Raw genomic sequence first — 21370 nt, forward strand, 5'->3', positions numbered from 1 at the left:
TTTTGACCGAAGCCGAGAAAAACGGCGCGAGTACCTCCGGCGTGCCCGGGAAGAAGGGCCGCAAGGGCCGCAACAGCGACGTTCAGATGCCGGCCCTCGGCCCGCTGGGCATGATCCGGTGGGCCTGGACGCAGCTGACGAGCATGCGGACCGCGCTGTTCCTGCTCCTGCTGCTTGCCGTGGCTGCCGTGCCGGGATCACTGTTCCCGCAGCGGCCGGCCAACCCCGCCGTCGTGACCCAGTACCTCAAGGACAACCCGGACACCGGCCCCTGGCTGGACCGGCTGCAGCTCTTTGACGTGTACTCCTCCGTCTGGTTCTCGGCCATCTACCTCCTGCTGTTCATTTCCCTGATCGGCTGCGTTATTCCGCGGGCCCGGGCGCACTACCGCGCCATGAGGTCCAAGCCGCCGCGCACCCCCAAACGCCTTTCCCGCCTGCCGGAATACGGCACCCTGGCTATTCCGGCAGCATCCGGCCTGACCGCCGCTTCCGCCGTCCAGGAGGCGGCACAGATGCTGCGCAAGCGCGGGTACCGGGTGGATGTCCGAGACCTGGACACCGACCGTCCCTCAGTGGGCGCCGAGCGCGGCTTCGCGAAGGAAGTCGGAAACCTGGTCTTCCACACCGCCCTGATCGGCGTGCTGTTCTCGATCGGCGTCGGCGGGCTCTTCGGTTACACCGGCCAGAAGGTGGTGGTGGAGGGCGAATCGTTCGTCAACACCCTGGTGGGCTACGACTCGTTCACCCCCGGGACCAGCTTCAGCGAGGACCAGCTTGCTCCCTACTCGCTGACGCTGGACGACTTCGAGGCCAGGTTTGACCGGGAATCCACCACCCATTACGGGCAGCCTCTGGACTTCACCGCTTCCATGACGGTCAAGGAGAGCCCCGATGCCGCCGAGCATACGGAAACGCTGAAGGTGAACTCGCCGCTGACCATCGGCGGCAGCCGCGTCTACCTCGTCGGCAACGGGTACGCGCCGGTGGTTACAGTGCGCGACGGCGAAGGCAACATTGCGCTGCAGGGCCCGGTGGTTTCCGTTCCCAGCGACGGCATGTACACCTCCCTGATGGTGATCAAGGCTCCGGATGCCAAGCCCGACCAGCTCGGCTTTGTAGGCTTCTTCCTGCCCACGGCAATGCTGGACGAGCAGGGAGTGTCCTACTCCGGCGATCCGGATCCGATCAACCCGCAGCTGAACCTCAACGCCTACTACGGAGACCTCGGACTGGACGAAGGCGTGCCCAGCAACGTCTACGTCCTGGACACCGAAGACCTCACGGAGATCAACAGCCGCAACCTGGACGCCGGCGGAATCGTCCTCGGCGAGAACCAGACCTACGAGCTGCCCGAGGGCAAGGGGTCGATCACTTTTGACGGCATCAAGCGTTATGCCGCGTTGGATATCCACTACGATCCGGCCAAGATCTGGGTCCTCGTCTTTGCTGTGCTTTCCCTCTCGGGGCTGGCGGCTTCACTGTTCCTGGCCCGCCGGCGCGTCTGGGTCCGCACCGGCACGCACCCTGACGGCCGGATCATGGTCGAATACGGACTGCTGGCACGCGGCGAAGACCAGCGCTTGGCCGGCGAGTCGGCAGCAGTCCGCAGCCTGCTGGAGAGGCAGTGGTTGGCGGGCGGCAGCGCGGTGGAGGACAATGGCGCAGGGGAAGCCTCTGCTCCGGTGTCCGGACAGCAGCACACAGACCGGGACGCAGTGCCCGGAGCATCAGCGGCGGACAGCAGTGCCGTTACGGAGAAGGAAACAGGTAAGGACTCGTAATGCCCATCGACTACACCCTCGCTGAATACAGTGAGCTGTTCATGCTGCTGGCGGCGTTCGCCTATACGGTGGCCTTCCTCGCCTTCGCCTGGGACCTCGCCAAGAGCAGCAAGACCATCCAGGCCGTCGAGTCCAAGCTGACGCAGCAGAAGTCCGGCGTGAGCGCAGGCGTTGCCGCCGGCGCATCGGTCCGTTCGGGCCGCGCGGGAAGCGACAGCCGTGCAGGAAATGACAGCTACCTGGCGGACGGCAACGTCCGCGGCTGGAACGCCGACGGCGGAGCGGTGGCTCAGACTGCCGATGCCTCCATGGGCTACGTCGGAGCACGCCGCAACGCTGCACGAGTGGGCGTGGCGCTGACAGTGCTCGGCGCCCTGATCCACGCCGCGGCAGTGATCTCCCGCGGAATGGCCGCCCACCGGGTGCCGTGGGGCAACATGTACGAGTTCTGCACCACCGGCGCCCTCGTCGTCGCCGTCGTCTTCCTGGTGGTCCTGCTGCGCCGAGACCTGCGTTTCCTCGGCACCTTTGTGCTGGGGCTGGTCCTGATCATGATGATGGTGGCCACCATTGGATTCCCGACCCCGGTGGCACACCTGATTCCCGCACTGCAGAGCTACTGGCTCATCATCCACGTGTCAGTGGCCGTCATCGCCTCCGCGCTGTTTACGCTCACGTTCGCCATGTCCGTGCTGCAGCTGCTGCAGGCGGACCGCGAAACCAAGATCCGCAGCGGCGGAACCTCCAAGCTGTCCTTCCTGCGGATTGTCCCGTCCGCCCAGAGCCTGGAAAACTTCGCCTACCGCATCAACGCCGTCGCTTTCGTCCTGTGGACGTTCACCCTGATGGCCGGTTCAGTCTGGGCCGAGCAGGCCTGGGGCCGGTACTGGGGCTGGGACACCAAGGAAGTCTGGACGTTCGTCATTTGGGTGGTCTACGCCGGCTACCTGCACGCCCGGGCCACCCGCGGCTGGACCGGAACCCGTGCAGCCTGGCTGTCCATCGTCGGCTACCTGTGCGTGGTCTTTAACTTCACGATCGTTAACGTCTTCTTCGCCGGCCTGCACAGCTACTCCGGCGTCTAGCACCCGCACAGCAGCCCAGCTGCACAGCTCCAGCGAAGCCCGCTCCCGGTCCTCCGGGGGCGGGCTTTGTGGTGCCGGGCTTCGTGGTTCCGCGCTTTGTGGTTCCGGGCCGTGCGGAGGAGGGCGGCGGCGGAGGAGGAATGAAGCGGCGGAGGGAGGGTGGCGGCGGCGGAGGAGTACAGCGGCAGGACCGAGTGTCGGGTTCGCGTCCCTTTGCCAGTCGAGTGTCGCGTTGATTCTCCTTAGCCGCGCGCAATACGACGTCGTCGCGTCACTCGACTACGGTGAATCGTCTCATCCCTACACTCGGCTCTCCACCACGGCCCGTTTGATACCCGCTGAGAGAGCCGGAGCCGCGCAGCCGGGACGGAGAGCGGCAGCCGCGCACGAGAGGCCGGAGCCGCAGCCACGGCCGTTGAGAGCCGCAGCCACAGCGGCAGACAGAAAAACCCGCCTCCGGAATCCCGGAGACGGGTTTGGCTGTTCACGATCGGCGGCTGTCAGGCGCTGGGTTTCTCGTCGTCGTTCTTCTTGTTGCCGGACTGCTTTTCGCGCTCACGCAGCTCGGCCTCGCGGCGCTTCAGCTCAGCTTCCTTCTCCTGCTGGCGGCGGCGGATGGCCAGGTTGCGGAGGAACTCCGGATCATCATCGGGTGCGGTGGGATGCCGGGGCTTCCGGTTCTTGGGTTCCGGGCCGCTCATCGGGCGTCCGAAAAGGAACCACAGGAGAGCGCCGAGGACCGGAAGCAGCACGATCGTGAAGAGCCAGGCGATCTTGGAGATGCTCCGCACCTCCTGCGCCCGCGACATGATGCAGTCGATGATGGCGTAAATAATGACGGCGGCGACAATGATTACACCGAAAAGCACGAGGCGAGGCATGCACCAATTGTAGTGGAGTGCGGCCCCCGTGCAGCTTCGGGTTTGGTGCCGGGCGGGTCGGACGGGGTGTGAAGGAACACGAGCAGACGCCCGGAGGAGGAACAGCCACTAGAATAAGCGTGTGGCTTTCTGGAAATTTACCGCTCTCCGCCTTGGTTTGGTGGCCGTCTTTTTTGCAGCATGCGTCTGGTTGGGACTGGGCCTTGTCCTCTCGGCCATTGTCGGTGCCGTGCTCGCCTGGTGCGTAACGTACCTGTTCTTCCGCGATATGCGTGATGCAGCTGCCCGTAACGTGCAGAAGCGCTTCCATGGAGACGCCCCGCGGACCCCCAACCGGGTGGAACGCGAGGACGCCAGCGCCGAAGACAGCCTGCTGGACTCCAATCCCGAGGTGCAGATCAACTCCGACCGCCGTCCCCGCGACGAGCAGCAGCCCTAGGCGAGCAGGCGGGTCAGCACCAGTCCGAGGCTGTACAGCGCGGCGAAGCCCAGATTGATCAGGCCGGTCTGCTTCAGCACCGGGATCAGGCTCCGGCGTTCCTTGCCCCTGAGCATCAGCCAGCTGGGCATGAGGCACGCCGGAATCAGCAGCAGTACCAGCAGGATCCAGGGATAGTCCGCCGTGAGGAACAGCGGCAGGAGAATGGCGACGGCGAGCATCATGACGTAGCTGATGCGTGCCGCTTCATCGCCGAGCCGCACGGCCAGTGTCCGCTTTCCCACTTCGCGGTCGGTGGGGATGTCCCTGACGTTGTTGGCCATGAGCAGGGCCGTGGCAATCAAACCGGTACCGACGGCGCCGATCACCGCGGGTGCGCTGATCTCGCCGGCCTGGGTGTAGGTGGTCCCCAGGGTGGCTACCAAACCGAAGAACACGAACACGAAAATGTCGCCCAGGCCCTTGTAGCCGTAGGGGTTGCGGCCTCCCGTGTATCCCCAGGCTGCGGTGACGCAGCCCACTCCCACCAGGATCAGGAACCAGGCGGAGGAGAGGATAACCAGTACCAGCCCGGCCACCATGGCAGCGCCGAAGCAGGCAAAGGCAGCCAGCTTGACCTGCCGGGCAGGTGCGGCTCCGGAGCCGGTGAGCCGCAGCGGGCCCACCCGGTTGTCATCGGTTCCCCTGATGCCGTCCGAGTAGTCGTTGGCGTAGTTCACACCCACCTGCAGCAGGACGGCCACCAGCGCGGCAAGCACGGCGTTCAGGGGTTTAAAGGAACCCAGGTCATAGGCCGCCGCCGTACCGATAATGACCGGCGCCACCGCCATGGGCAGGGTGCGGGGGCGGGCTCCTTCTAACCATTGCGCGGCTGTAGCCACAATCAACGTCCTCTTGTTCTAGTGATGGTTCTTGGATGATGTGATCCGCGGTGCGAAGGTGCCGCGGTGCATTCAGGGGTGCGTGTGCCCGGCGGCGGCCAGCAGCTGCCGGATCCCCATCCGGTCCGTTTTGCCGTTGGGCAGCAGCGGCAGGGCTTCCAGCAGCAGGACCACCTTGGGGACGGCCGGCTTTCCCAGCGCTGCGCGGACCGCGTCCTTGACCTTTTCAGGGTCAATGGAGCCGACGACGGCGGCGCCCACCAGGCTGCCCCACTCCGGGCTGTCCAGGCCCAGGACCACAGCTTCGGAAACTTCGGGCAGCTGCTCGATCGCGGCTGCCACGGCAGCAGCGGAAATCTTGATGCCGCCGCTGACAATAACGTCGTCCAGCCGTCCGGAGACACTGACCCGCCCGTCCTGCACGCTGCCGGCATCGTCGGTCCGGTACCAGCGTTTTCCGGAGTTGAAACGGAAGCGCTGGGCGGTCAGTTCCGGCCGGCCCATGTAGCCCTCGGCAAGGACATCCCCGGCGATCCACAGGACGCCCGATTCCACGGTGACGTCCACGCCCGGCAGCGGAACGCCGTCGTACACGCAGCCGCCGCAGGTCTCGCTCATGCCGTACGTGGTGACAATATTCAGGCCCAGTGCGGCCGCATTGGCCAGCAGGCCGGCGCCGGCGGGTGCTCCGCCCAGCAGGATCGCGTTGAAGCGGCGCAGCACGCGCAGGGTCTCCGGTTCGGGGTTTGTGAGCAGCCGGTGCAGCTGGGTGGGCACCAGGGAGGTGAACCGGTTGCGGTCCGTCATCTCAGCTGCGGCCTGCGTGAAGCGGGCGGCGCTGAAAGACCCGGAGGTGTCCATGAACACGGGCTGGGTGCCGGCGTACAGCGACCGGATCAGGACCTGTACCCCGGCAATGTAGTGTGCCGGCAGGGCCATCAGCCACTGGCCGTCCGCGTGCAGTGCCATGGCCGTGGCCATGGAGGACGCGGCGAGCGCATCCGTGCTGAGCATCGTCTGCTTGGGCGTGCCGGTGGACCCGGAGGTGCTGATCACCAGGGCAATGTCATCATTGGGCAGCTCACCGGTAAACGTCTGCAGCGGGTCCGCATGCGGGGCAACTGCGGGGCCTTCGCCGGCGAGGGCGGCGGCCAGCGGAGCCAGCAGCGTCTCGGCTTTGAACCCGGCGGGAGTGTGGACGGTCAGCAATTCCATGATCGGCGGCCTAGAAGTAGTAGGGGAAGGAGGACCAGTCGGGGTCCCGTTTCTCGAGGAAGGCTTCCTTGCCCTCCACTGCTTCGTCCGTCATGTAGGCCAGGCGGGTGGCCTCTCCGGCGAAGACCTGCTGTCCGGCCAGGCCGTCGTCGGCCAGGTTGAACGCGAACTTCAGCATCCGGATGGCCTGCGGGGACTGCCGGGCAATGTCCGCGGCGTATTCCAGCGCCACCTTTTCCAGGTTCTCGTGGTCCACCGCTTCGTTCACTGCCCCCATGGCCACCATGTCTTCGGCCGAGTATTCGCGGGCCAGGAAGAAGATTTCCCTCGCCTTCTTCTGGCCGATCTGGCGGGCCAGCAGTGCGGAGCCGTACCCGGCGTCGAAGCTGCCCACGGTGGCGTCGGTCTGCTTGAACTTGCCGTGCTGGCGCGAGGCGATGGTGAGGTCCGAAACCACGTGCAGGCTGTGCCCGCCGCCGGCGGCCCAGCCGTTAACGACGGCGATGACCACCTTGGGCATGGTGCGCATCAGCCGCTGGACTTCCAGGATGTGCAGCCGGCCGGCGCGGGCCGGGTCAATGGTTTCCCGGGTTTCCCCCTCGGCGTACCGGTAGCCGTCACGGCCGCGGATCCGCTGGTCGCCGCCGGAACAGAAGGAATGCCCGCCGTCTTTGGGGGAGGGTCCGTTTCCGGTGAGCAGGACGGTGGCGACGTCGGGGGTCATCCTGGCGTGGTCCATGGCCCGGTACAGCTCGTCCACGGTGCCCGGACGGAAGGCATTGCGTACCTCAGGCCGGTTGAAGGCAATACGCACCGTCGGCAGGTCCCGGATGATGCCGCCGTCGGCCGCGCGCTCCACCTGGCGGTGGTAGGTCATGTCCTGCAGGTCCTCGAACCCGGAGACGAGACGCCACTGCTGCGGGTCGAAAATATCGGACACCTGTTCTGGAAGTTCTGTGCTCACACTTCTGAGTTTATCGTTACGGCCCAAACCGGGTCCGCGGGGCCCGCACGGAACCGGCGAAGGCAGGTGCGCAGCTTTGCTGCGGTGCCCGGTCTGCTGCCCGCCGAGGCTATTTGGCGCTGAGGGCTGTCGGGAATACCGGCTCTGGGCCTAGCGTGAAATCATGGCTGGCACCGCTCCGGGGATCGATGGCCCGGCAACAGACGCAATGCTCAAACTCGGCAGGTTTTTCACCCGCTGGGATGAGACCGAAGACGGCCGCGCCGTCTTCCGGGAAGGCGGGCGGAAGGGCGATTCGTTCTACCGCAACCGCTGGAGCCACGACAAAGTGGTCCGGTCCACCCACGGGGTGAACTGCACCGGTTCCTGCTCCTGGAAGGTCTACGTCAAGGACGGGATCATCACCTGGGAGGCCCAGGAAACCGACTATCCGACGGTGGGCCCTGACCGGCCGGAGTATGAGCCGCGCGGCTGCCCGCGCGGTGCCGCATTCTCCTGGTACACCTATTCACCCACCCGCGTGCGCTATCCGTATATCCGCGGCGTGCTCCTGGAGATGTACCGGGCAGCGAAGAAGGACACCGGCGATCCCGTGCTGGCCTGGGAAAAGGTGGTCGGGGACCCCGAGGGCCGCCGCACCTATCAGCAGGCCCGGGGCAAGGGCGGGCTGGTCCGCTCCAGCTGGGCCGAAGCGCTGGAAATGACGGCAGCCGCCCATGTCTCCACCATCAAGAATTACGGTCCGGACCGCTGCACCGGGTTCTCGCCGATCCCGGCCATGTCCATGGTGTCCCACGCTGCCGGTGCGCGGTTCATCAACCTCATCGGCGGGGTGATGAACAGCTTCTACGACTGGTACGCGGACCTGCCCGTGGCGAGCCCCCAGGTTTTCGGCGACCAGACGGACGTGCCGGAGTCCGGGGACTGGTGGGACGCCACCTACCTCATGATGTGGGGCTCGAATATCCCGGTCACCCGTACCCCGGACGCGCACTGGATGGTGGAGGGGCGCTACCGCGGGACCAAGGTGGTTTCGGTCAGCCCCGATTACGCGGACAACACCAAGTTTGCGGACGAGTGGCTCCCTGCCCAGGCCGGATCAGACGGCGCGCTCGCCATGGCCATGGGGCACGTGATCCTCAAGGAAAACTTCGTGGACCGCAGGGTTCCGTTCTTCGAAGATTATGTCCGCCAGTTCACCGACCTCCCGTTCCTGGTCTCGGTGGACACCCGCACCGATGGAACGGTGGTCCCGGGCAAGTTCCTCACCGCCGCGGACCTCGGCGGGCGTGAGTCCGGAGCCGCAGATGCCGCCTTCAAGACGGTGCTGCTGGACCGCGACGCCGGTACCCCCGTTGTGCCCAACGGCTCAGTGGGCTTCCGCTACAACGACGCCGACGCCGGGAAATGGAACCTGGACCTGCAGGGCGTGGTTCCGGCACTGTCCATCGCTGATGCTTCCTCCTGGCAGGGGGAAACCAGCAGGGTGGACCTTCCGGCCTTCACCGATCCCAGCGGCGTGGGGTCCGTGCTGCGCCGCGGCGTGCCGGTCACCACGGTGGCGGGACGCACAGTGACTACGGTCTTTGATCTGATGCTCGCCCAGTACGGGGTGGGCCGGGACGGACTGCCGGGGGAGTGGGCCGCCGGATATGACGACGCAGAAACCCCCTACACTCCTGCCTGGCAGGAGGAAGTGACCAATGTGTCCCCTGAAGCGGTGATCCGCACCGCCCGGGAGTTCTCGGCCAACGCGGAGAAGTCAAAGGGCCGGTCCATGATCATCCTCGGTGCCGGGATCTGCCAGTGGTACCACGGGGACGTGACCTACCGGGCGATCCTGGCGATGCTCATGCTCACGGGCTGCGAGGGCCGCAACGGCGGCGGCTGGGCACACTACGTGGGCCAGGAAAAATGCCGTCCGATTACCGGCTGGGCTGCAATGGCTTCGGCCGGAGACTGGAACCGGCCCCCGCGGTTCATGATCGGCACGGCCTTTTGGTACATGCACACCGACCAGTTCCGCTCCGACGGCTACTCGTCCGATTCGATGCAGTCGCCGCTGGCACAGGGACACCTGCGCGGCATGCACACCGCCGACGTCATCGCGAAGTCCACCCGGATGGGCTGGATGCCGTTCTATCCCCAGTTCGACAAAAAGAATTCGCTGGACGTGGCCGATGAGGCGGCGGCCGGCGTGGCCCGCGGCGAGGCCGACAACGAGGCCGGCTGGGTGGCCCGGCGGCTCAAGGACGGACGGCTGCGGTTTGCCGTAGAAGATGTGGATGCACCGGAGAACTGGCCGCGGACGCTGGTCCTGTGGCGTTCAAACCTGCTGGGATCCTCCGCCAAGGGCGAGGAATACTTCCAGAAGCACCTGCTGGGCACGCTGAACAACGTGATGGGGGAGGACCACAACGAGTCCCGGCCCGCCGACGTCGTCTGGCACGAAAAAGCACCGCAGGGAAAACTGGACCTGCTGGTCTCGGCCGACTTCCGGATGACCAGTTCCACCCTGCTCTCGGACGTCGTGTTCCCGGCCGCCACCTGGTATGAGAAATACGATCTCTCCTCCACGGACATGCACCCGTATGTGCATGCGTTCACGCCCGCCATCGCGCCGCCGTGGGAAGCAAAGACGGACTACGATCTGTTCCGGCTGCTGGCCGAGGAAGTCTCCCGCCAGTCCGTGACCCACCTGGGGGTCCGGAAGGACCTGGTGGCCACGGCCCTGACACATGACACTCCGGGTGAAATTGCCCAGCCCGGCGGCCACGCCCCGGACTGGAAGGGCACCGACATCCCGGCGATCCCGGGCAAGAACCTGCCCGACCTCAAAGTGGTGGAGCGGGACTACACGGCCATTGCGCAGAAGTTCGTGGCTATTGGGCCGCTGGCGGACAAGCTGGGCCTGATCACCAAATTCGTGAAGTATGACGTCACCAAGCCGGTGCAGGAGCTGGCCCGGATGCACGGGGTGTATGACCGGGGCGCCGCGGCAGGGCGCCCGGCAGTGGACACCGACGCGCGGATGGCCGAGGCCATCCTGCGGCTCTCCGGAACCACCAACGGGGAACTGGCGGTGCAGGGTTTCCGGACCTTGGAAAAGCGGACCGGAACTCCGCTGGCCGACCTGGCCGAGGGCGCCGAGGACCGGAAAATCACTTTCCGGGACACCCAGGACCGGCCCACCCCGGTCATCACCTCCCCGGAATGGTCGGGATCCGAAACCGGCGGGAGGCGCTACGCTCCCTTCACCATCAACATTGAGCGGCTCAAGCCCTTCCACACCCTCACCGGCCGGATGCACTTCTTCCTGGACCACGACTGGATGCAGGACATGGGCGAGGCGCTGCCGATCTACCGGCCGCCGCTGGACATGCACCGGCTCTTCGGAGAACCGCAGCTGGGGACCCGGGGCGACCTGTCCGTGGCGGTGCGATACCTGACCCCGCACAACAAATGGTCCATCCACTCCGAATACCAGGACAACCTGCTGATGCTCTCGCTCTCCCGCGGCGGAACAGCGGTCTGGATGAGTACGCAGGACGCTGAACTGATTGAAGTTAATGACAATGACTGGGTGGAGTGCATTTCCAACAACGGGGTCCTGGTGGGCCGGGCCATTGTCTCCAGCCGGATGCCGGCAGGGGTCATTTACGTCCACCACGCCCAGGAGCGCATCATCGACGTGCCCAAGTCCGAAGCGACCGGCCGGCGCGGCGGCATCCACAACTCGGTGACCCGGATCCTGGTCAAACCCACGCACATGATCGGCGGCTACGCGCAGCTGTCCTGGGCCTTCAACTACCTTGGGCCCACCGGCAACCAGCGCGACATTGTCTCCGTTGTCCGCAAGCGTTCCCAGGAGGTGGCGTACTGATGCGAATCATGGCCCAAACAGCAATGGTGATGGCACTGGACAAGTGCATTGGCTGCCACACCTGCTCCGTCACCTGCAAACAGGCCTGGACCAACCGGGCGGGAACCGAATACGTCTGGTTCAACAATGTGGAAACGCGGCCCGGGCAGGGTTATCCGCGCCGCTACGAGGACCAGGAGAAGTGGAAGGGCGGCTGGGAACTGAACAGCCGCGGCAAGCTGAAGCTGAAGGCCGGCGGCCGGCTGGCCAAGCTGTTCGGGATCTTCGCCAGCCCGGTGCAGCCGGAGCTGGACGACTACTACGAGCCGTGGACCTACGACTATGAGAACCTCATCAACGCTCCGGCCGGCAACGACTTTCCGGTGGCGAAGCCGAAGTCGCTGATCACCGGGGAGGACATGAAGATTGAGTGGTCCGCCAACTGGGATGACGACCTGGGCGGCTCGGCACGCACCGAGCTCAGCGATCCGGTGCTGGAAAAGATGCGCCGTGAGGCGGAGGAGAAGGTGAAGCTGGAATTCGACTCCACCTTCATGTTCTATCTGCCTCGGATCTGCGAGCACTGCCTCAACCCCTCCTGCATGGCCTCCTGTCCCTCCGGCGCCATCTACAAGCGTGAGGAGGACGGGATTGTCCTGGTGGACCAGGACCGCTGCCGCGGCTGGCGGCAGTGCATCACCGGCTGCCCCTACAAGAAGATGTACTTCAACCACCGCTCCGGCAAGGCGGAAAAATGCACCTTCTGCTACCCGCGCATCGAAGTGGGCCTGCCCACCGTCTGTGCCGAAACCTGCGTGGGCCGGCTGCGCTACATCGGCATTTTCCTGTACGACGCCGACCGGGTTACCGCGGCGGCCTCGGTTCCGGATGAAAAGGACCTCTACGAGGCCCAGCTGGATCTGATGATGGATCCCAATGACCCGGAAGTGATTGCCGCAGCGCGGGCCGAAGGCATCCCCGAGGACTGGCTGGAGGCCGCCCGGCGCTCGCCGGTCTACGCCATGGCCAAGGTCTTCCGGGTGGCGCTGCCCCTGCACCCCGAATACCGGACCATGCCGATGGTCTGGTACGTACCGCCGCTGTCCCCGATCGTGGATGTGCTGAAGGAACAGGGGCACGACGGCGAGAGCGCGGACAATCTCTTCGGCGCCATCGATGCGCTGCGGATTCCCGTGGAGTACCTGGCCGAACTGTTCACCGCCGGAGACACTGACCTGGTGACCGGCGTGCTCCGAAAGCTCGCCGCCATGCGTGCCTACATGCGGAACATCACCCTTGGCGACGCTCCCGATGAGCAGATTGCCGCCGACGTCGGAATGACCGGGGAACAGATCGTGGCTATGTATCGCCTGATGGCCATCGCCAAGTACGAGGAACGGTACGTCATCCCCAGCGCCCATCTGGAGGATGCCCACAACCTGGAGGAGATCGGCTGTTCGCTGGATGTCGAGGGCGGACCGGGCATGGGACAGACCGGGGTCTTCGGCGAGGCCTCAGGTAAGCCGATGCCGGTGGCGGTGGAGAACTTCGCCGCCCTGCAGGCCCGCCAGCGCGGGGATGACCCTACGGGCAACGGCGATCTGGGCGGCCGGGTCAATCTGTTGAACTGGGACGGGCGCGGTGCGCCCAAGGGGCTGTTCCCGGCTGACGGCAACCGCGGGACGCCCGGAACCACAGGCGGCACGCCGTCCGCCGGGGACAACGACGGCGGCATCGGTGCAGGCTACGACCAAGCCGAGGGCGACGGGCCTGACCAGCAGGGAGGCGACCGGTGAGCCTGCTGGAGAAACTGCTCGGCAAGCCCGGCAAGGGAACCGTCGAGCCGGAACCGTACAAGGACAGCAACCCCCGGCGCAGCGCCGTTGTCCGGCAGGTGTGCGGCCTGCTGCTGGAATATCCGGACCAGGAACTGGTGGACCTGGTGCCGTCCATGCGGGCGGCGCTCGGCGAGGCCGGCGCCGATGCGGGGCCGGTCGAGGAACTGTTTTCCTGGCTGACCACCGAACACCTGCCTCAGGTGCAGGCCGAGTACGTGCAGGAATTTGACCTGTCCAAGCGGCACAGCCTGCACCTGACCTACTGGACAGACGGCGATACCCGGCGCAGGGGCGAGGCGCTGGCAGCCTTCAAGGAGGTTTACCGGGCGCACGGAGCGCTGCCGGAGGGCAGCGAGCTGCCGGACTACCTGCCTCTTGTACTGGAATTTGCCGCCAAGGTTTCCCCCGCTGACGGCTATGAACTGCTGCAGCGCTACCGGCCCTCGCTGGAACTGCTCCGGCTCGCGCTGCGCGATGACGCCCTGGCCTATGCCGGTGCCCTGGCGCTGGTGTGCTCGACCCTGCCCGGAGTCTCTCCCGAGGACCGGCAAACGGTGATGCAGACCGCCGGCTACGGTCCGCCCACGGAAACCGTGGGGCTGGAACCGTACAGCTCCCGGCTGTTGCCGGTGCATGAAAGGAACGCGCCATGATACTTGCGGACGTACCCCCGCCCGCCGATGTACAGGTGGGTCTGGGGGATGTGATGCTCTGGGGCGTGCTGCCCTATGTGGTGCTGGCCGTGCTGATTCTGGGCTCAATCTGGCGCTACCGGTATGACCAGTTCGGGTGGACCACCCGTTCCTCCCAGCTGTACGAATCCCGGCTGCTGCGGGTGGCTTCTCCGCTGTTCCACTTTGGCATCCTCGCGGTGATCGTGGGCCACTTCGTGGGGCTCGTGATCCCGAAGAACTGGATGGACGCCATCGGGGTCAATGAGGACCGGTACCACTTCTTTGCCCTGAGCGTGGGATCCGTTGCCGGGTTCGCCACCCTGGTGGGGATCGTACTGCTGATCTATCGGCGGCGGACCACCGGTCCGGTCTTCATGGCCACCACCCGCAATGACAAGGTGATGTACATCTTCCTGCTTGCCGCCATCCTTGCCGGCCTGGCCACCACCGTCTTTTCCGTTTTCGACGCCGGCATTGTGAACTACCGGGACACGGTGGCCCCGTGGTTCCGCTCCATCTTCATCTTCCAGCCCGATATCACTGCGATGACCGGGGCGTCCCTCTCCTTCAAGATCCACACCCTGTGGGGGCTGGCGCTGTTTGCCCTCTGGCCGTTCACCCGGCTGGTCCATGCCTTTACCGCTCCGGTGCAGTACCTGTTCCGCCCGTACATCGTGTACCGCTCCCGCGGCCGGCGCCCCGTTCCCGGAGCTGCCGCTCCGCGGCGGGGCTGGGCTCCGGTGGGCACCCCGGACCGCAACCGCCCGGGAGTACCCCGCGACTGACATCCCGGCACCAGCCCGGAGCGAGAGGAGTTTGCCATGCCAGCTTCAGCGCAGTCCCCGGCGCCGGCCGTGAACCTGAAATCCGGGCAGCTGAGGAACCTCATTGTTGCCACGGTGGCGTCCACGGTGGGCTTCTGGGCCTGGACGATTATTGGTCCGCTGTCCAGCCGGTACGCCGCGGACATGGATTTGGGAGCCGGCCAGACCTCCATTCTGGTGGCCATGCCCATCCTGGTGGGGTCCGTGGCGCGCATCCCCGTGGGCGCCATGACGGACCGGTACGGCGGTCGGATCATGTTCACCGTCATCCTGGGTATCACCGCGCCCCTGGTGCTGCTCACCGGGATAGTGGGACAAATGGGGAACTTCCCGTTCCTGGTGGTGATTGCGTTCTTCCTGGGCATTGCCGGCACGGTGTTCGCGATCGGCATTCCGTTCTGTTCGGCCTGGTACGAGCGCAACCGGAAGGGATTCGCCACCGGCGTCTTCGGGGCCGGCATGGTGGGCACGGCCGTCTCGGCCTTCTTCACCCCGCGGCTGGTCACCGCCGTCGGCTACATGGGCACCCACATCACCATCGCCGTCGTCGTGGCGGTCATGGCGGTGCTGAGCTGGCTGATCCTGCGCGAGTCACCGGCCTGGTCTGCCCCCACTGAACCGGTGCTGCCGAAGATCACCCATGCCTTCACCCTGCGCGTGACCTGGCAGCTGTGCTTCCTGTACGGAGTGGTGTTCGGCGCGTTCGTGGCGTTCTCCAACTACCTGCCCACCTATCTGGGCAACGTTTACGACTACGACGCCACCGCGGCAGGGACACGCACTGCCGGATTTGCTGTGGCTGCCGTGATCGCCCGTCCGATCGGCGGCACGATTGCGGACAAGGTGGGCCCCAAGCTGGTCACGCTGACCTCGCTGGCCGGAACCGTGGTCCTCGCCGTCGTCGTGGCGCTGCGGCCGGAAGAGGAACGCGTGTACGGCACGGCGTTCATTTTGATGGCCCTGTTCCTGGGACTGGGCACCGGCGGCGTGTTTGCCTGGGTGGGCCGCGCAGCTCCGGCACAGGACGTGGGCACCGTGGGCGGGATCATCGCGGCCGCCGGGGGACTGGGCGGCTATTTCCCGCCCCTGGTCATGGGAGCCACCTATGATCCAGCCAACCGCAGCTACTTTGTGGGGCTGATGCTGTTGGCGGCCTTCGCCGCCGTCGCCTTCCTGCTGACGTTCACAGTGCGCAACGGCGGCAAAGTGGACCAACGCACCCGCACATAAGCTGCTTTCCCCGGGAGAGCTACTGGCCGGTGCCCGCCTTTGTCTCAACGACAGTTGCATCATCGGAAACCCGCGCCTGAACCCAGAAGGTGCCGCCGGCCGAAGTCTCGACCGCGACTTCCAAATCCGGAACTGCCACCTCCGAGGCGCGGTTGTACATCACGAAAGGCAAGTCTTCGCAAAGATGGTTGCCGATGCCGCCGATGGCGGGTTCCGTCCTCAGGGCAACCTTTTCACCCGGTGTGCACGTGGCATTCAGCGCAACGGTGAGATATTGGCCCTCCTTCAATCCGCCCTCAATGACGTAGCTGCCGGTACCTGTTCCTTTTTCGGAGAGCACCAGCTCTTCCGGCGGATACGACCTTGATTCCGCTGACAAGGGCTCATACAGCGGCTCGCTTTCGGCAGTGGGTGACGGAACGGCCGAAGAAGCGGACGGTTCCGGGCTGGCTGAACTCCCTGCGGCAGTGCCGTCCGCCGGCCCGGCGGAACAGGATGCCAAGAGGACCGCCGCGGAACAAGCCAGCAGGATCACAGGCTTTCTGGAAGTCTTGGAAATGTCCGTTGAGCGGTTCCAAAGTGTATTTTCCATTGATAACCCTAAGCACATCCGCGGCGCCTGATTCAAGGGGTTTGGCTAATTGGCTGTTTTAGGCAACGGAGTGAAGTCCGCCTTATTGGGCATCGGCAACCCTAATGCCAAGCCAATAGGGGGTTTCCTCGTCGGTGGTTACGGTGACTGCGAATTCCGGCAGGGACTCGGGGACCGGGGCGCTGGTATATGAGGCCTCCGATATATTGCTGCAGGGAAAATTCGAATCAATCAGTGGCGTGGCCGTGGCCGTCACTGCGGCACGGGAACCGGGCCGGCAGGAGACGGTCACCAATACCGTTTGTCCGGGTGCCAGCCCGCCTTTTACCTGGTAAGTCCCGCTCCCCGTGCCCTTCTTGGAAATTACCGTCCGTGCCGGAGCGGTCCCCAAGGGTTTGTCCGCGAGCGGGTCTTGCAGTGCAGCCATGTCCGCATCAGGGGAGGCAGCAGGACTTGCCTGCTGGGCGGAGGGTGCAGGGGTTGAAGGTTGCGGCTCGTCCGCGGAGCCAGCCGAGCCGGCCGAGCAGGACGCGAGGGCAGCGGTAAGGGAGCAGGCAAGGAAGAGATGCACGGCCTGGCTTCTGCGGGGTTTTGCGCTCCTCGGGAAATAGCCGGCCGTACTGAATTCCTTCCGGGTGCTTTTTCTGATGAGGTCCATCCCAGACCCTAAACACAATAGGGGAGCCGGAATCAAGGTTTCGACAAAACTACCCGGTGTATTTTTGTTGTGGATACTCAGCATTCTTCGCAAAACATGCCCTGCGTTGTCCGTCAGGCCAGCCGCCGGAGCCTTGGTATTGTCGTGGACAACAGGTTAATTCAGGGGGAGCGCTGTGGGGAATCGGTCTGACGTTATCGGTGCTGAGGCCGCCATGCGGCGCTTGGAGCGGGCACGGATCCCGGCCGCGCAAGCCCGCCGGGAATTGACAGGCCAAGTAAAATTCCTGGACAAGCATCTGGAATATCTCGCGGACCTGGCGGCCCGTTTTGAACGCCGCCGGGACCATCTGCTCGCCGAGGTGCAGGCGCAGCCGCAGGATTCAGAACCCGCCGCAGAACTGGCGGGGACCGCGGCGGCGCTGCTCGCGGACGTCGAGAAAGCCCGGACGGAGGTGGCCGAGGCGCGCGCCGCCGTCAAGGAACGCCACCGCGGTGCGGCTGGAATAGTGGCCAAGATCGATGCCGCGGCGGCCCGGCTGACTGAAGCTCTGGCCGGGCTTGAACAGGTCCGGCTTGAAAAGGAGAACGAGGCCCGCCTCCGGGACCTCAAACGCGGCTACCGGGAGCGGCTTCAGACGCTGGACCAACAGGTTCCCGACCTTGCTCCTGCCGGACTGTCTCCGATCCCTGCCGCCGTAACCTGGGACTTGGAGGGCAGAGTGCGTGATGCCACCCGGCTCACCTACGAGGCGGAGGCCCTGGCGGAGCTGCGGCGGGACGAACTGAAGTGAAAACATCTACCTTCTCCTTTGTCACCAACACGCGCACCTACAGCCGGATCCGGCTGTTCCGCCGGGCGGCGGCTCTGGCCGCCCTTGTGGCGTGCAACATTTGGGAGCCGTTTCCCGACGGTGCCTTGTCCCTTCTCCAGTGGGATGCGTGGCTGTGGCTGGCCGGCCTGCTGTTCCTGCGGGAAGTAACCCGACTGGTGATCAGCGGAGTCGCTGCCAAAAGAGACGCAGCGGCTTTCGCTCCAAAGCTCCGCAAGTTCTTTCCCCTGTCCCCGGTTATCCGGGTCCGGGACTTCCGGGAACTGTTGCGGACCGGGAACCTGTCGGCCAATCTGGGCAGCGGCGCACGGCTTGCCCTCACCCTCAGTAAACCCGCCCGGCTGCGGGGGATGAGGTTCGGGTACACCGTCACGGCACGGAGCCAGTTCGGGGACTTCGGCTTGGCGGAATTTGATGTGATCATGCGCGACCTCGCCTTTAACGCTCCGGTAGCCGCCGCGCTGGCGGCGGTCCAGGCCGAGGAAGCAGGCAATCCTTCAGGCCCTCCCGAGACCGGCAGCCCCGGCGGTGAGCGCGGGCCCGTTCCCAAGACCTTCAAAAAGCAGGAGGCGTTCTGGAGCAACTTCTGGCAGGACATCACGTCCACCTCCAGCACGCCGGGCACCGGAAAACGGGTGAAGCGGCGGACACCGGCCGCCGGCGGCAAGGACAGCACTTCCGCGGACGCGAAAAGCAGTACTTCCTCCGGGACCGTCCGAAAGGACCGGGTCTGAAGAAGCGGGGCTGCCTTCCGGACGCGGAGTAGAGTCGGGGCATGGGTGCAATTGAACTGGTCCTCATCCGTCACGGCGAAAGCGCCGGCAACGTCGCTGCCACAGCAGCACAGCGCTCCGGCGCGGAAGTCATCGAGGTTGGCGTGCGGGACGCGGACGTTCCGCTCAGCGACGCCGGCCGGGACCAGGGGAAAGCCCTTGGCAGCTGGCTTGCCGCCCTGCCGGAAGACGAACGCCCCGAAGCCGTCTGGTGCTCGCCGTACCTGCGGGCCCGGCAAACTGCTGAACTCGCCGGGCTGGAGAACCCCCGCCTTGACGAACGGCTGCGCGACCGGGAGCTGGGCATCCTGGACTTGCTCACCTCCGCGGGGGTCCAGGCACGCTTTCCCGAGGAAGCGCAGCGGCGCAGCTGGCTGGGCAAGTTTTCCTACCGGCCGCCGGGCGGGGAGTCGTGGGCCGACGTCGCCCTGCGGCTGCGTTCGGTGCTGCGGGACCTGGATGACGAAGAGGACGGCCGGCGTGTGGCCGTCGTTTGCCACGACGCGGTGATCCTTCTGATCCGGTACATCTGTGAAGGTTTGACCGAGGCCGAACTGCTGGATATTGCCTCCAGTACCAGTGTCCGCAATGCTTCCCTTACCCGTCTGGTGCGTCCGGAAGGCAAAGGCCGCTGGGATCTGGCGGACTTCAACGCCGTGGACCATCTGGAAACCGGCGGTGCCCCGGTCACCGAGCATGCAGGAGATGAAAACAATGTCCACCCCCGCTGAACCCGTAACCCCGGCGCTCCTCAAGGGGTGGCAGGTCAACCGTGAGGCCAGCGGCAAGTCAGACCGCGGCAATGTCCTGGTGGTGGGGGGCGCGCGCCGTTCCCCCGGGGCCGCCATGCTCACCGGCCGCGCTGCCCTGCGGGTAGGAGCCGGCCGGCTGACCCTAGCCGTCACGGAATCCGTGGCCGTGGCCGTGGCTGTGGCTGTTCCGGAGTCAGGATGCGCCCCGCTGCCTGAAGACGACGGCGTGATTTCCGGCTCCCGGGCAGCGAAGGCCATGCAAGCCGACCTGGAAACTTCCGACGTGGTGGTGGTGGGCCCAGGTTTGGATGACGCCGATTCCACCGGTGAGCTGCTTCAGGGGATTGCTCCGCTGCTGAAAGACAGCACCTCGATAGTCCTGGACGCCTACGCCCTCGGTGTACTGCACCAGTATCCGGAGGCCTACAAGTCTTGGGCCGGGCGCCTGGTGCTGACTCCGAACAAGAAGGAAGCGGCCCGGCTCCTTGAACTCGATCCGGAGGCAGACCTTGACGTGGAACAGGCCGCCCTCGACATTGCGGCCAAGTATCAGGCAGTCGTGGCGGCCCAGGGGCTCATTACGGCTCCGGACGGCCGCCGCTGGGAGGTGCCCGCCGGTAACTCCGGCCTGGGTACTTCCGGCAGCGGAGATGTCCTGGCCGGTGCCATCGCCGGTTTCCTCGCCCGAAAAGCCAGCCCCGAACAGGCCGCCTGCTGGGGAACCTATCTGCACTCCACGGCAGGCGACCGCCTCTCGGCGGCCCAGGGTCCCATGAGCTTCCTGGCCGGAGAACTCCTGGAAGCCATGCCGCGCGTCATGGCGGAACTGACCGTTTAGCCGTGGCGGACCCCCGCGTGCCGGCCTCCCTGTCCGGCGCGTTTACCCGCCGCGACGTTATTGCGGCCGGTTTCTATGTGCTGTTTGTTGGGATTTTCAGTTTTGCACCGGGACTCGGTATTCCCGGACTGACCCGGCTGATACCGGATCCGGTGCTGGCGGGCTATGTGGTGAATCTGGTGTTCTATCTCTCGGCCGGGGCGCTGGCACTCTGGGCCTCATGGCGGTTTGCCGTCCGGGAGGCCCGGCTCCTTGCCGCGCGTCCCTGGCTGACGCTGGCGGTGATTCCCGCCAGCGTCTTTGCCATGCTCCTGCTCACCGCCGTGGCTGCGGCCCTCACCGGGCCTCCGGAAACGGCGGTGAACCAGGAAGCGGTCCAAGGATTGGTGGTATCCCTTCCTCCGCTGCTGATCATTCCCCTCCTGGTGCTGATCGCCCCGTTCGTGGAGGAATACATTTTTCGCCATCTGCTGATCGGCAAGCTGAGCAGGTACCTGAACATCTGGGTCTGCTGCGTCATTTCGGTGGTGCTGTTCGCGGGCATCCACGTTGCGGGAAAGGAAGCGCCGGCACTGGCCGTACTGCTGCCGTACCTGGTGATGGGAGCCGTGCTGGTGGGCGTCTTTGTCTGGGCGGGCAGCAACTTCATGCTCTCCTATGCCGTGCACGCCGCCAAGAACCTGCTGGCCGTCCTGCTGACCTACGCGATTCCGGCCGAGCTGCTGCAATAAGCGGCACATGGCGTAAGCCGCCCGATACCTAAGCGATGCAGAATTCGTTGCCCTCGGGATCAGCCATTGTGTACCAGGTGGACGGGCCCTGGCTTGCCGCGTAGAGAAACACTGCGCCCCTGGCTTCAAGCTCCGAACGGGCCTCGTCCATGCTCCGGCCATCCAGGCGAACGTCCAAATGGATGCGGTCCTTCACCGTCTTCGGCTCCGGAACCGGCTGGAACAATATCCGCAGACGGCCCGGTGCCGCTTCCTCACCCGGCCGGCAGATCGCGGCGCCATCCTTCCATACCCGCTGTCCGTTGTGTTCAATCAGCTGCTCCGGACCGGCGAATCCCTGCTGCAGCAGTGACTCGATGAACTCCTGGTCAGTGGGTTCCAGCACCCAGCCCAGGGTTTCCGCCCACCAATCGGCCTGATCATGGGCGTTTTCGCAGTCAATGCAGATCTGGATAGTTGATGTCATGCGGCGAGCCTAACCAGCCGTTACTCCGCTCGCTGCGGGCTTGTGGACAAG

Annotated in this window: 19 protein-coding genes; 13 read left to right on the top strand and 6 right to left on the bottom strand. The window is 65.5% G+C overall.

Annotated features, from left to right (window positions below):
* Positions 1-86: 86 nt before the first annotated feature.
* Positions 87-1784, top strand: coding sequence for a cytochrome c biogenesis protein ResB (locus ACIQXM_RS15850; RefSeq protein ID WP_400933314.1), 1698 nt, complete (start codon positions 87-89; stop codon positions 1782-1784).
* Positions 1784-2869 carry a c-type cytochrome biogenesis protein CcsB gene (gene ccsB, locus ACIQXM_RS15855; RefSeq protein ID WP_400933179.1) on the top strand — a complete coding sequence of 362 codons (1086 nt, stop codon included), beginning with the start codon at positions 1784-1786 and terminating at the stop codon, positions 2867-2869. Before ACIQXM_RS15850 ends, ccsB begins: the two co-directional genes overlap by 1 nt.
* Before the next feature lie 500 nt (positions 2870-3369).
* On the opposite strand, the gene ACIQXM_RS15860 is transcribed toward ccsB, so the two are convergent.
* Complete coding sequence (locus tag ACIQXM_RS15860) at positions 3370-3738, bottom strand: PLD nuclease N-terminal domain-containing protein (RefSeq protein ID WP_400933180.1); 369 nt, start codon at positions 3736-3738, stop codon at positions 3370-3372.
* Positions 3739-3871: 133 nt separating this feature from the next.
* Here ACIQXM_RS15860 and ACIQXM_RS15865 point away from each other — a divergent pair, with 133 nt between their 5' ends.
* A complete protein-coding gene (locus ACIQXM_RS15865; RefSeq protein ID WP_400933182.1) occupies positions 3872-4189 on the top strand; it encodes a DUF4229 domain-containing protein in 318 nt (105 codons plus the stop codon).
* On the opposite strand, the gene ACIQXM_RS15870 is transcribed toward ACIQXM_RS15865, so the two are convergent.
* The 3 genes from ACIQXM_RS15870 to ACIQXM_RS15880 all read right to left on the bottom strand — a co-directional run bounded on the left by ACIQXM_RS15870 (position 4186) and on the right by ACIQXM_RS15880 (position 7249).
* Complete coding sequence (locus tag ACIQXM_RS15870; RefSeq protein ID WP_400933184.1) at positions 4186-5070, bottom strand: 1,4-dihydroxy-2-naphthoate polyprenyltransferase; 885 nt, start codon at positions 5068-5070, stop codon at positions 4186-4188. The two genes, ACIQXM_RS15865 and ACIQXM_RS15870, sit on opposite strands and share 4 nt — an antisense overlap.
* 72 nt (positions 5071-5142) lie before the next feature.
* The gene (locus ACIQXM_RS15875) at positions 5143-6285 is read right to left on the bottom strand and encodes an AMP-binding protein (protein WP_400933186.1); all 1143 of its coding nucleotides are present in this window, start codon (positions 6283-6285) and stop codon (positions 5143-5145) included.
* Between the two features lie 10 nt (positions 6286-6295).
* Positions 6296-7249, bottom strand: a complete 954-nt coding sequence (locus tag ACIQXM_RS15880; protein ID WP_400933188.1) for a 1,4-dihydroxy-2-naphthoyl-CoA synthase — start codon at positions 7247-7249, stop codon at positions 6296-6298.
* A gap of 163 nt (positions 7250-7412) precedes the next feature.
* Here ACIQXM_RS15880 and ACIQXM_RS15885 point away from each other — a divergent pair, with 163 nt between their 5' ends.
* The 5 genes from ACIQXM_RS15885 to ACIQXM_RS15905 are packed head-to-tail and all read left to right on the top strand — an operon-like array spanning position 7413 to position 15677.
* A complete protein-coding gene (locus ACIQXM_RS15885; RefSeq protein ID WP_400933189.1) occupies positions 7413-11132 on the top strand; it encodes a nitrate reductase subunit alpha in 3720 nt (1239 codons plus the stop codon).
* The gene (narH, locus tag ACIQXM_RS15890) at positions 11132-12907 is read left to right on the top strand and encodes a nitrate reductase subunit beta (RefSeq protein ID WP_400933190.1); all 1776 of its coding nucleotides are present in this window, start codon (positions 11132-11134) and stop codon (positions 12905-12907) included. The genes ACIQXM_RS15885 and narH overlap by 1 nt, the downstream gene beginning before the upstream one ends.
* On the top strand, positions 12904-13602 hold the full coding sequence (narJ, locus tag ACIQXM_RS15895; protein WP_400933191.1) for a nitrate reductase molybdenum cofactor assembly chaperone: 699 nt from the start codon (positions 12904-12906) through the stop codon (positions 13600-13602). Before narH ends, narJ begins: the two co-directional genes overlap by 4 nt.
* Entirely contained in the window at positions 13599-14408 is an 810-nt protein-coding gene (gene narI / locus ACIQXM_RS15900; protein WP_400933192.1) for a respiratory nitrate reductase subunit gamma, read from the top strand. The genes narJ and narI overlap by 4 nt, the downstream gene beginning before the upstream one ends.
* A 36-nt stretch (positions 14409-14444) precedes the next feature.
* Complete coding sequence (locus ACIQXM_RS15905; RefSeq protein ID WP_400933193.1) at positions 14445-15677, top strand: MFS transporter; 1233 nt, start codon at positions 14445-14447, stop codon at positions 15675-15677.
* Between the two features lie 19 nt (positions 15678-15696).
* Here ACIQXM_RS15905 and ACIQXM_RS15910 read toward each other — a convergent pair whose 3' ends face one another.
* Positions 15697-16269 carry a hypothetical protein gene (locus ACIQXM_RS15910; protein WP_400933194.1) on the bottom strand — a complete coding sequence of 191 codons (573 nt, stop codon included), beginning with the start codon at positions 16267-16269 and terminating at the stop codon, positions 15697-15699.
* Positions 16270-17102: 833 nt separating this feature from the next.
* Here ACIQXM_RS15910 and ACIQXM_RS15915 point away from each other — a divergent pair.
* Genes ACIQXM_RS15915 through ACIQXM_RS15935 form a run of 5 tightly spaced genes read left to right on the top strand, consistent with a single transcriptional unit; the run spans position 17103 to position 20853 of the window.
* Positions 17103-17720, top strand: coding sequence for a hypothetical protein (locus tag ACIQXM_RS15915; RefSeq protein WP_400933195.1), 618 nt, complete (start codon positions 17103-17105; stop codon positions 17718-17720).
* Positions 17717-18493: a hypothetical protein gene (locus tag ACIQXM_RS15920; protein ID WP_400933196.1), complete on the top strand. Its 777-nt coding sequence runs from the start codon at positions 17717-17719 to the stop codon at positions 18491-18493. The genes ACIQXM_RS15915 and ACIQXM_RS15920 overlap by 4 nt, the downstream gene beginning before the upstream one ends.
* Positions 18494-18534: 41 nt before the next feature.
* Positions 18535-19263 (top strand): histidine phosphatase family protein, encoded by a 729-nt coding sequence (locus ACIQXM_RS15925; RefSeq protein ID WP_400933197.1) that lies wholly within the window; start codon positions 18535-18537, stop codon positions 19261-19263.
* Positions 19247-20122, top strand: a complete 876-nt coding sequence (locus tag ACIQXM_RS15930) for an NAD(P)H-hydrate dehydratase (protein WP_400933199.1) — start codon at positions 19247-19249, stop codon at positions 20120-20122. The genes ACIQXM_RS15925 and ACIQXM_RS15930 overlap by 17 nt, the downstream gene beginning before the upstream one ends.
* A gap of 17 nt (positions 20123-20139) precedes the next feature.
* Positions 20140-20853, top strand: coding sequence for a lysostaphin resistance A-like protein (locus ACIQXM_RS15935; RefSeq protein WP_400933201.1), 714 nt, complete (start codon positions 20140-20142; stop codon positions 20851-20853).
* Between the two features lie 28 nt (positions 20854-20881).
* Here ACIQXM_RS15935 and ACIQXM_RS15940 read toward each other — a convergent pair whose 3' ends face one another.
* Complete coding sequence (locus ACIQXM_RS15940) at positions 20882-21319, bottom strand: VOC family protein (protein WP_400933203.1); 438 nt, start codon at positions 21317-21319, stop codon at positions 20882-20884.
* Between the last annotated feature and the right edge of the window lie 51 nt (positions 21320-21370).

This window comes from Arthrobacter sp. NPDC097144 (genome assembly GCF_044762205.1).
GTDB lineage: Bacteria > Actinomycetota > Actinomycetes > Actinomycetales > Micrococcaceae > Arthrobacter_B.

Bases quoted from the DNA above. Each gene is read 5' to 3' on its own strand.
- ACIQXM_RS15850 (WP_400933314.1), top strand. From the start codon at position 87: ATGCCGGCCCTCGGCCCGCTGGGCATGATCCGGTGGGCCTGGACGCAG.
- ccsB (WP_400933179.1), top strand. From the start codon at position 1,784: ATGCCCATCGACTACACCCTCGCTGAATACAGTGAGCTGTTCATGCTG.
- ACIQXM_RS15875 (WP_400933186.1), bottom strand. From the start codon at position 6,285: ATGGAATTGCTGACCGTCCACACTCCCGCCGGGTTCAAAGCCGAGACG.
- ACIQXM_RS15885 (WP_400933189.1), top strand. From the start codon at position 7,413: ATGGCTGGCACCGCTCCGGGGATCGATGGCCCGGCAACAGACGCAATG.
- narH (WP_400933190.1), top strand. From the start codon at position 11,132: ATGCGAATCATGGCCCAAACAGCAATGGTGATGGCACTGGACAAGTGC.
- narI (WP_400933192.1), top strand. From the start codon at position 13,599: ATGATACTTGCGGACGTACCCCCGCCCGCCGATGTACAGGTGGGTCTG.
- ACIQXM_RS15905 (WP_400933193.1), top strand. From the start codon at position 14,445: ATGCCAGCTTCAGCGCAGTCCCCGGCGCCGGCCGTGAACCTGAAATCC.
- ACIQXM_RS15910 (WP_400933194.1), bottom strand. From the start codon at position 16,269: ATGGAAAATACACTTTGGAACCGCTCAACGGACATTTCCAAGACTTCC.
- ACIQXM_RS15925 (WP_400933197.1), top strand. From the start codon at position 18,535: ATGGGTGCAATTGAACTGGTCCTCATCCGTCACGGCGAAAGCGCCGGC.
- ACIQXM_RS15930 (WP_400933199.1), top strand. From the start codon at position 19,247: ATGTCCACCCCCGCTGAACCCGTAACCCCGGCGCTCCTCAAGGGGTGG.
- ACIQXM_RS15940 (WP_400933203.1), bottom strand. From the start codon at position 21,319: ATGACATCAACTATCCAGATCTGCATTGACTGCGAAAACGCCCATGAT.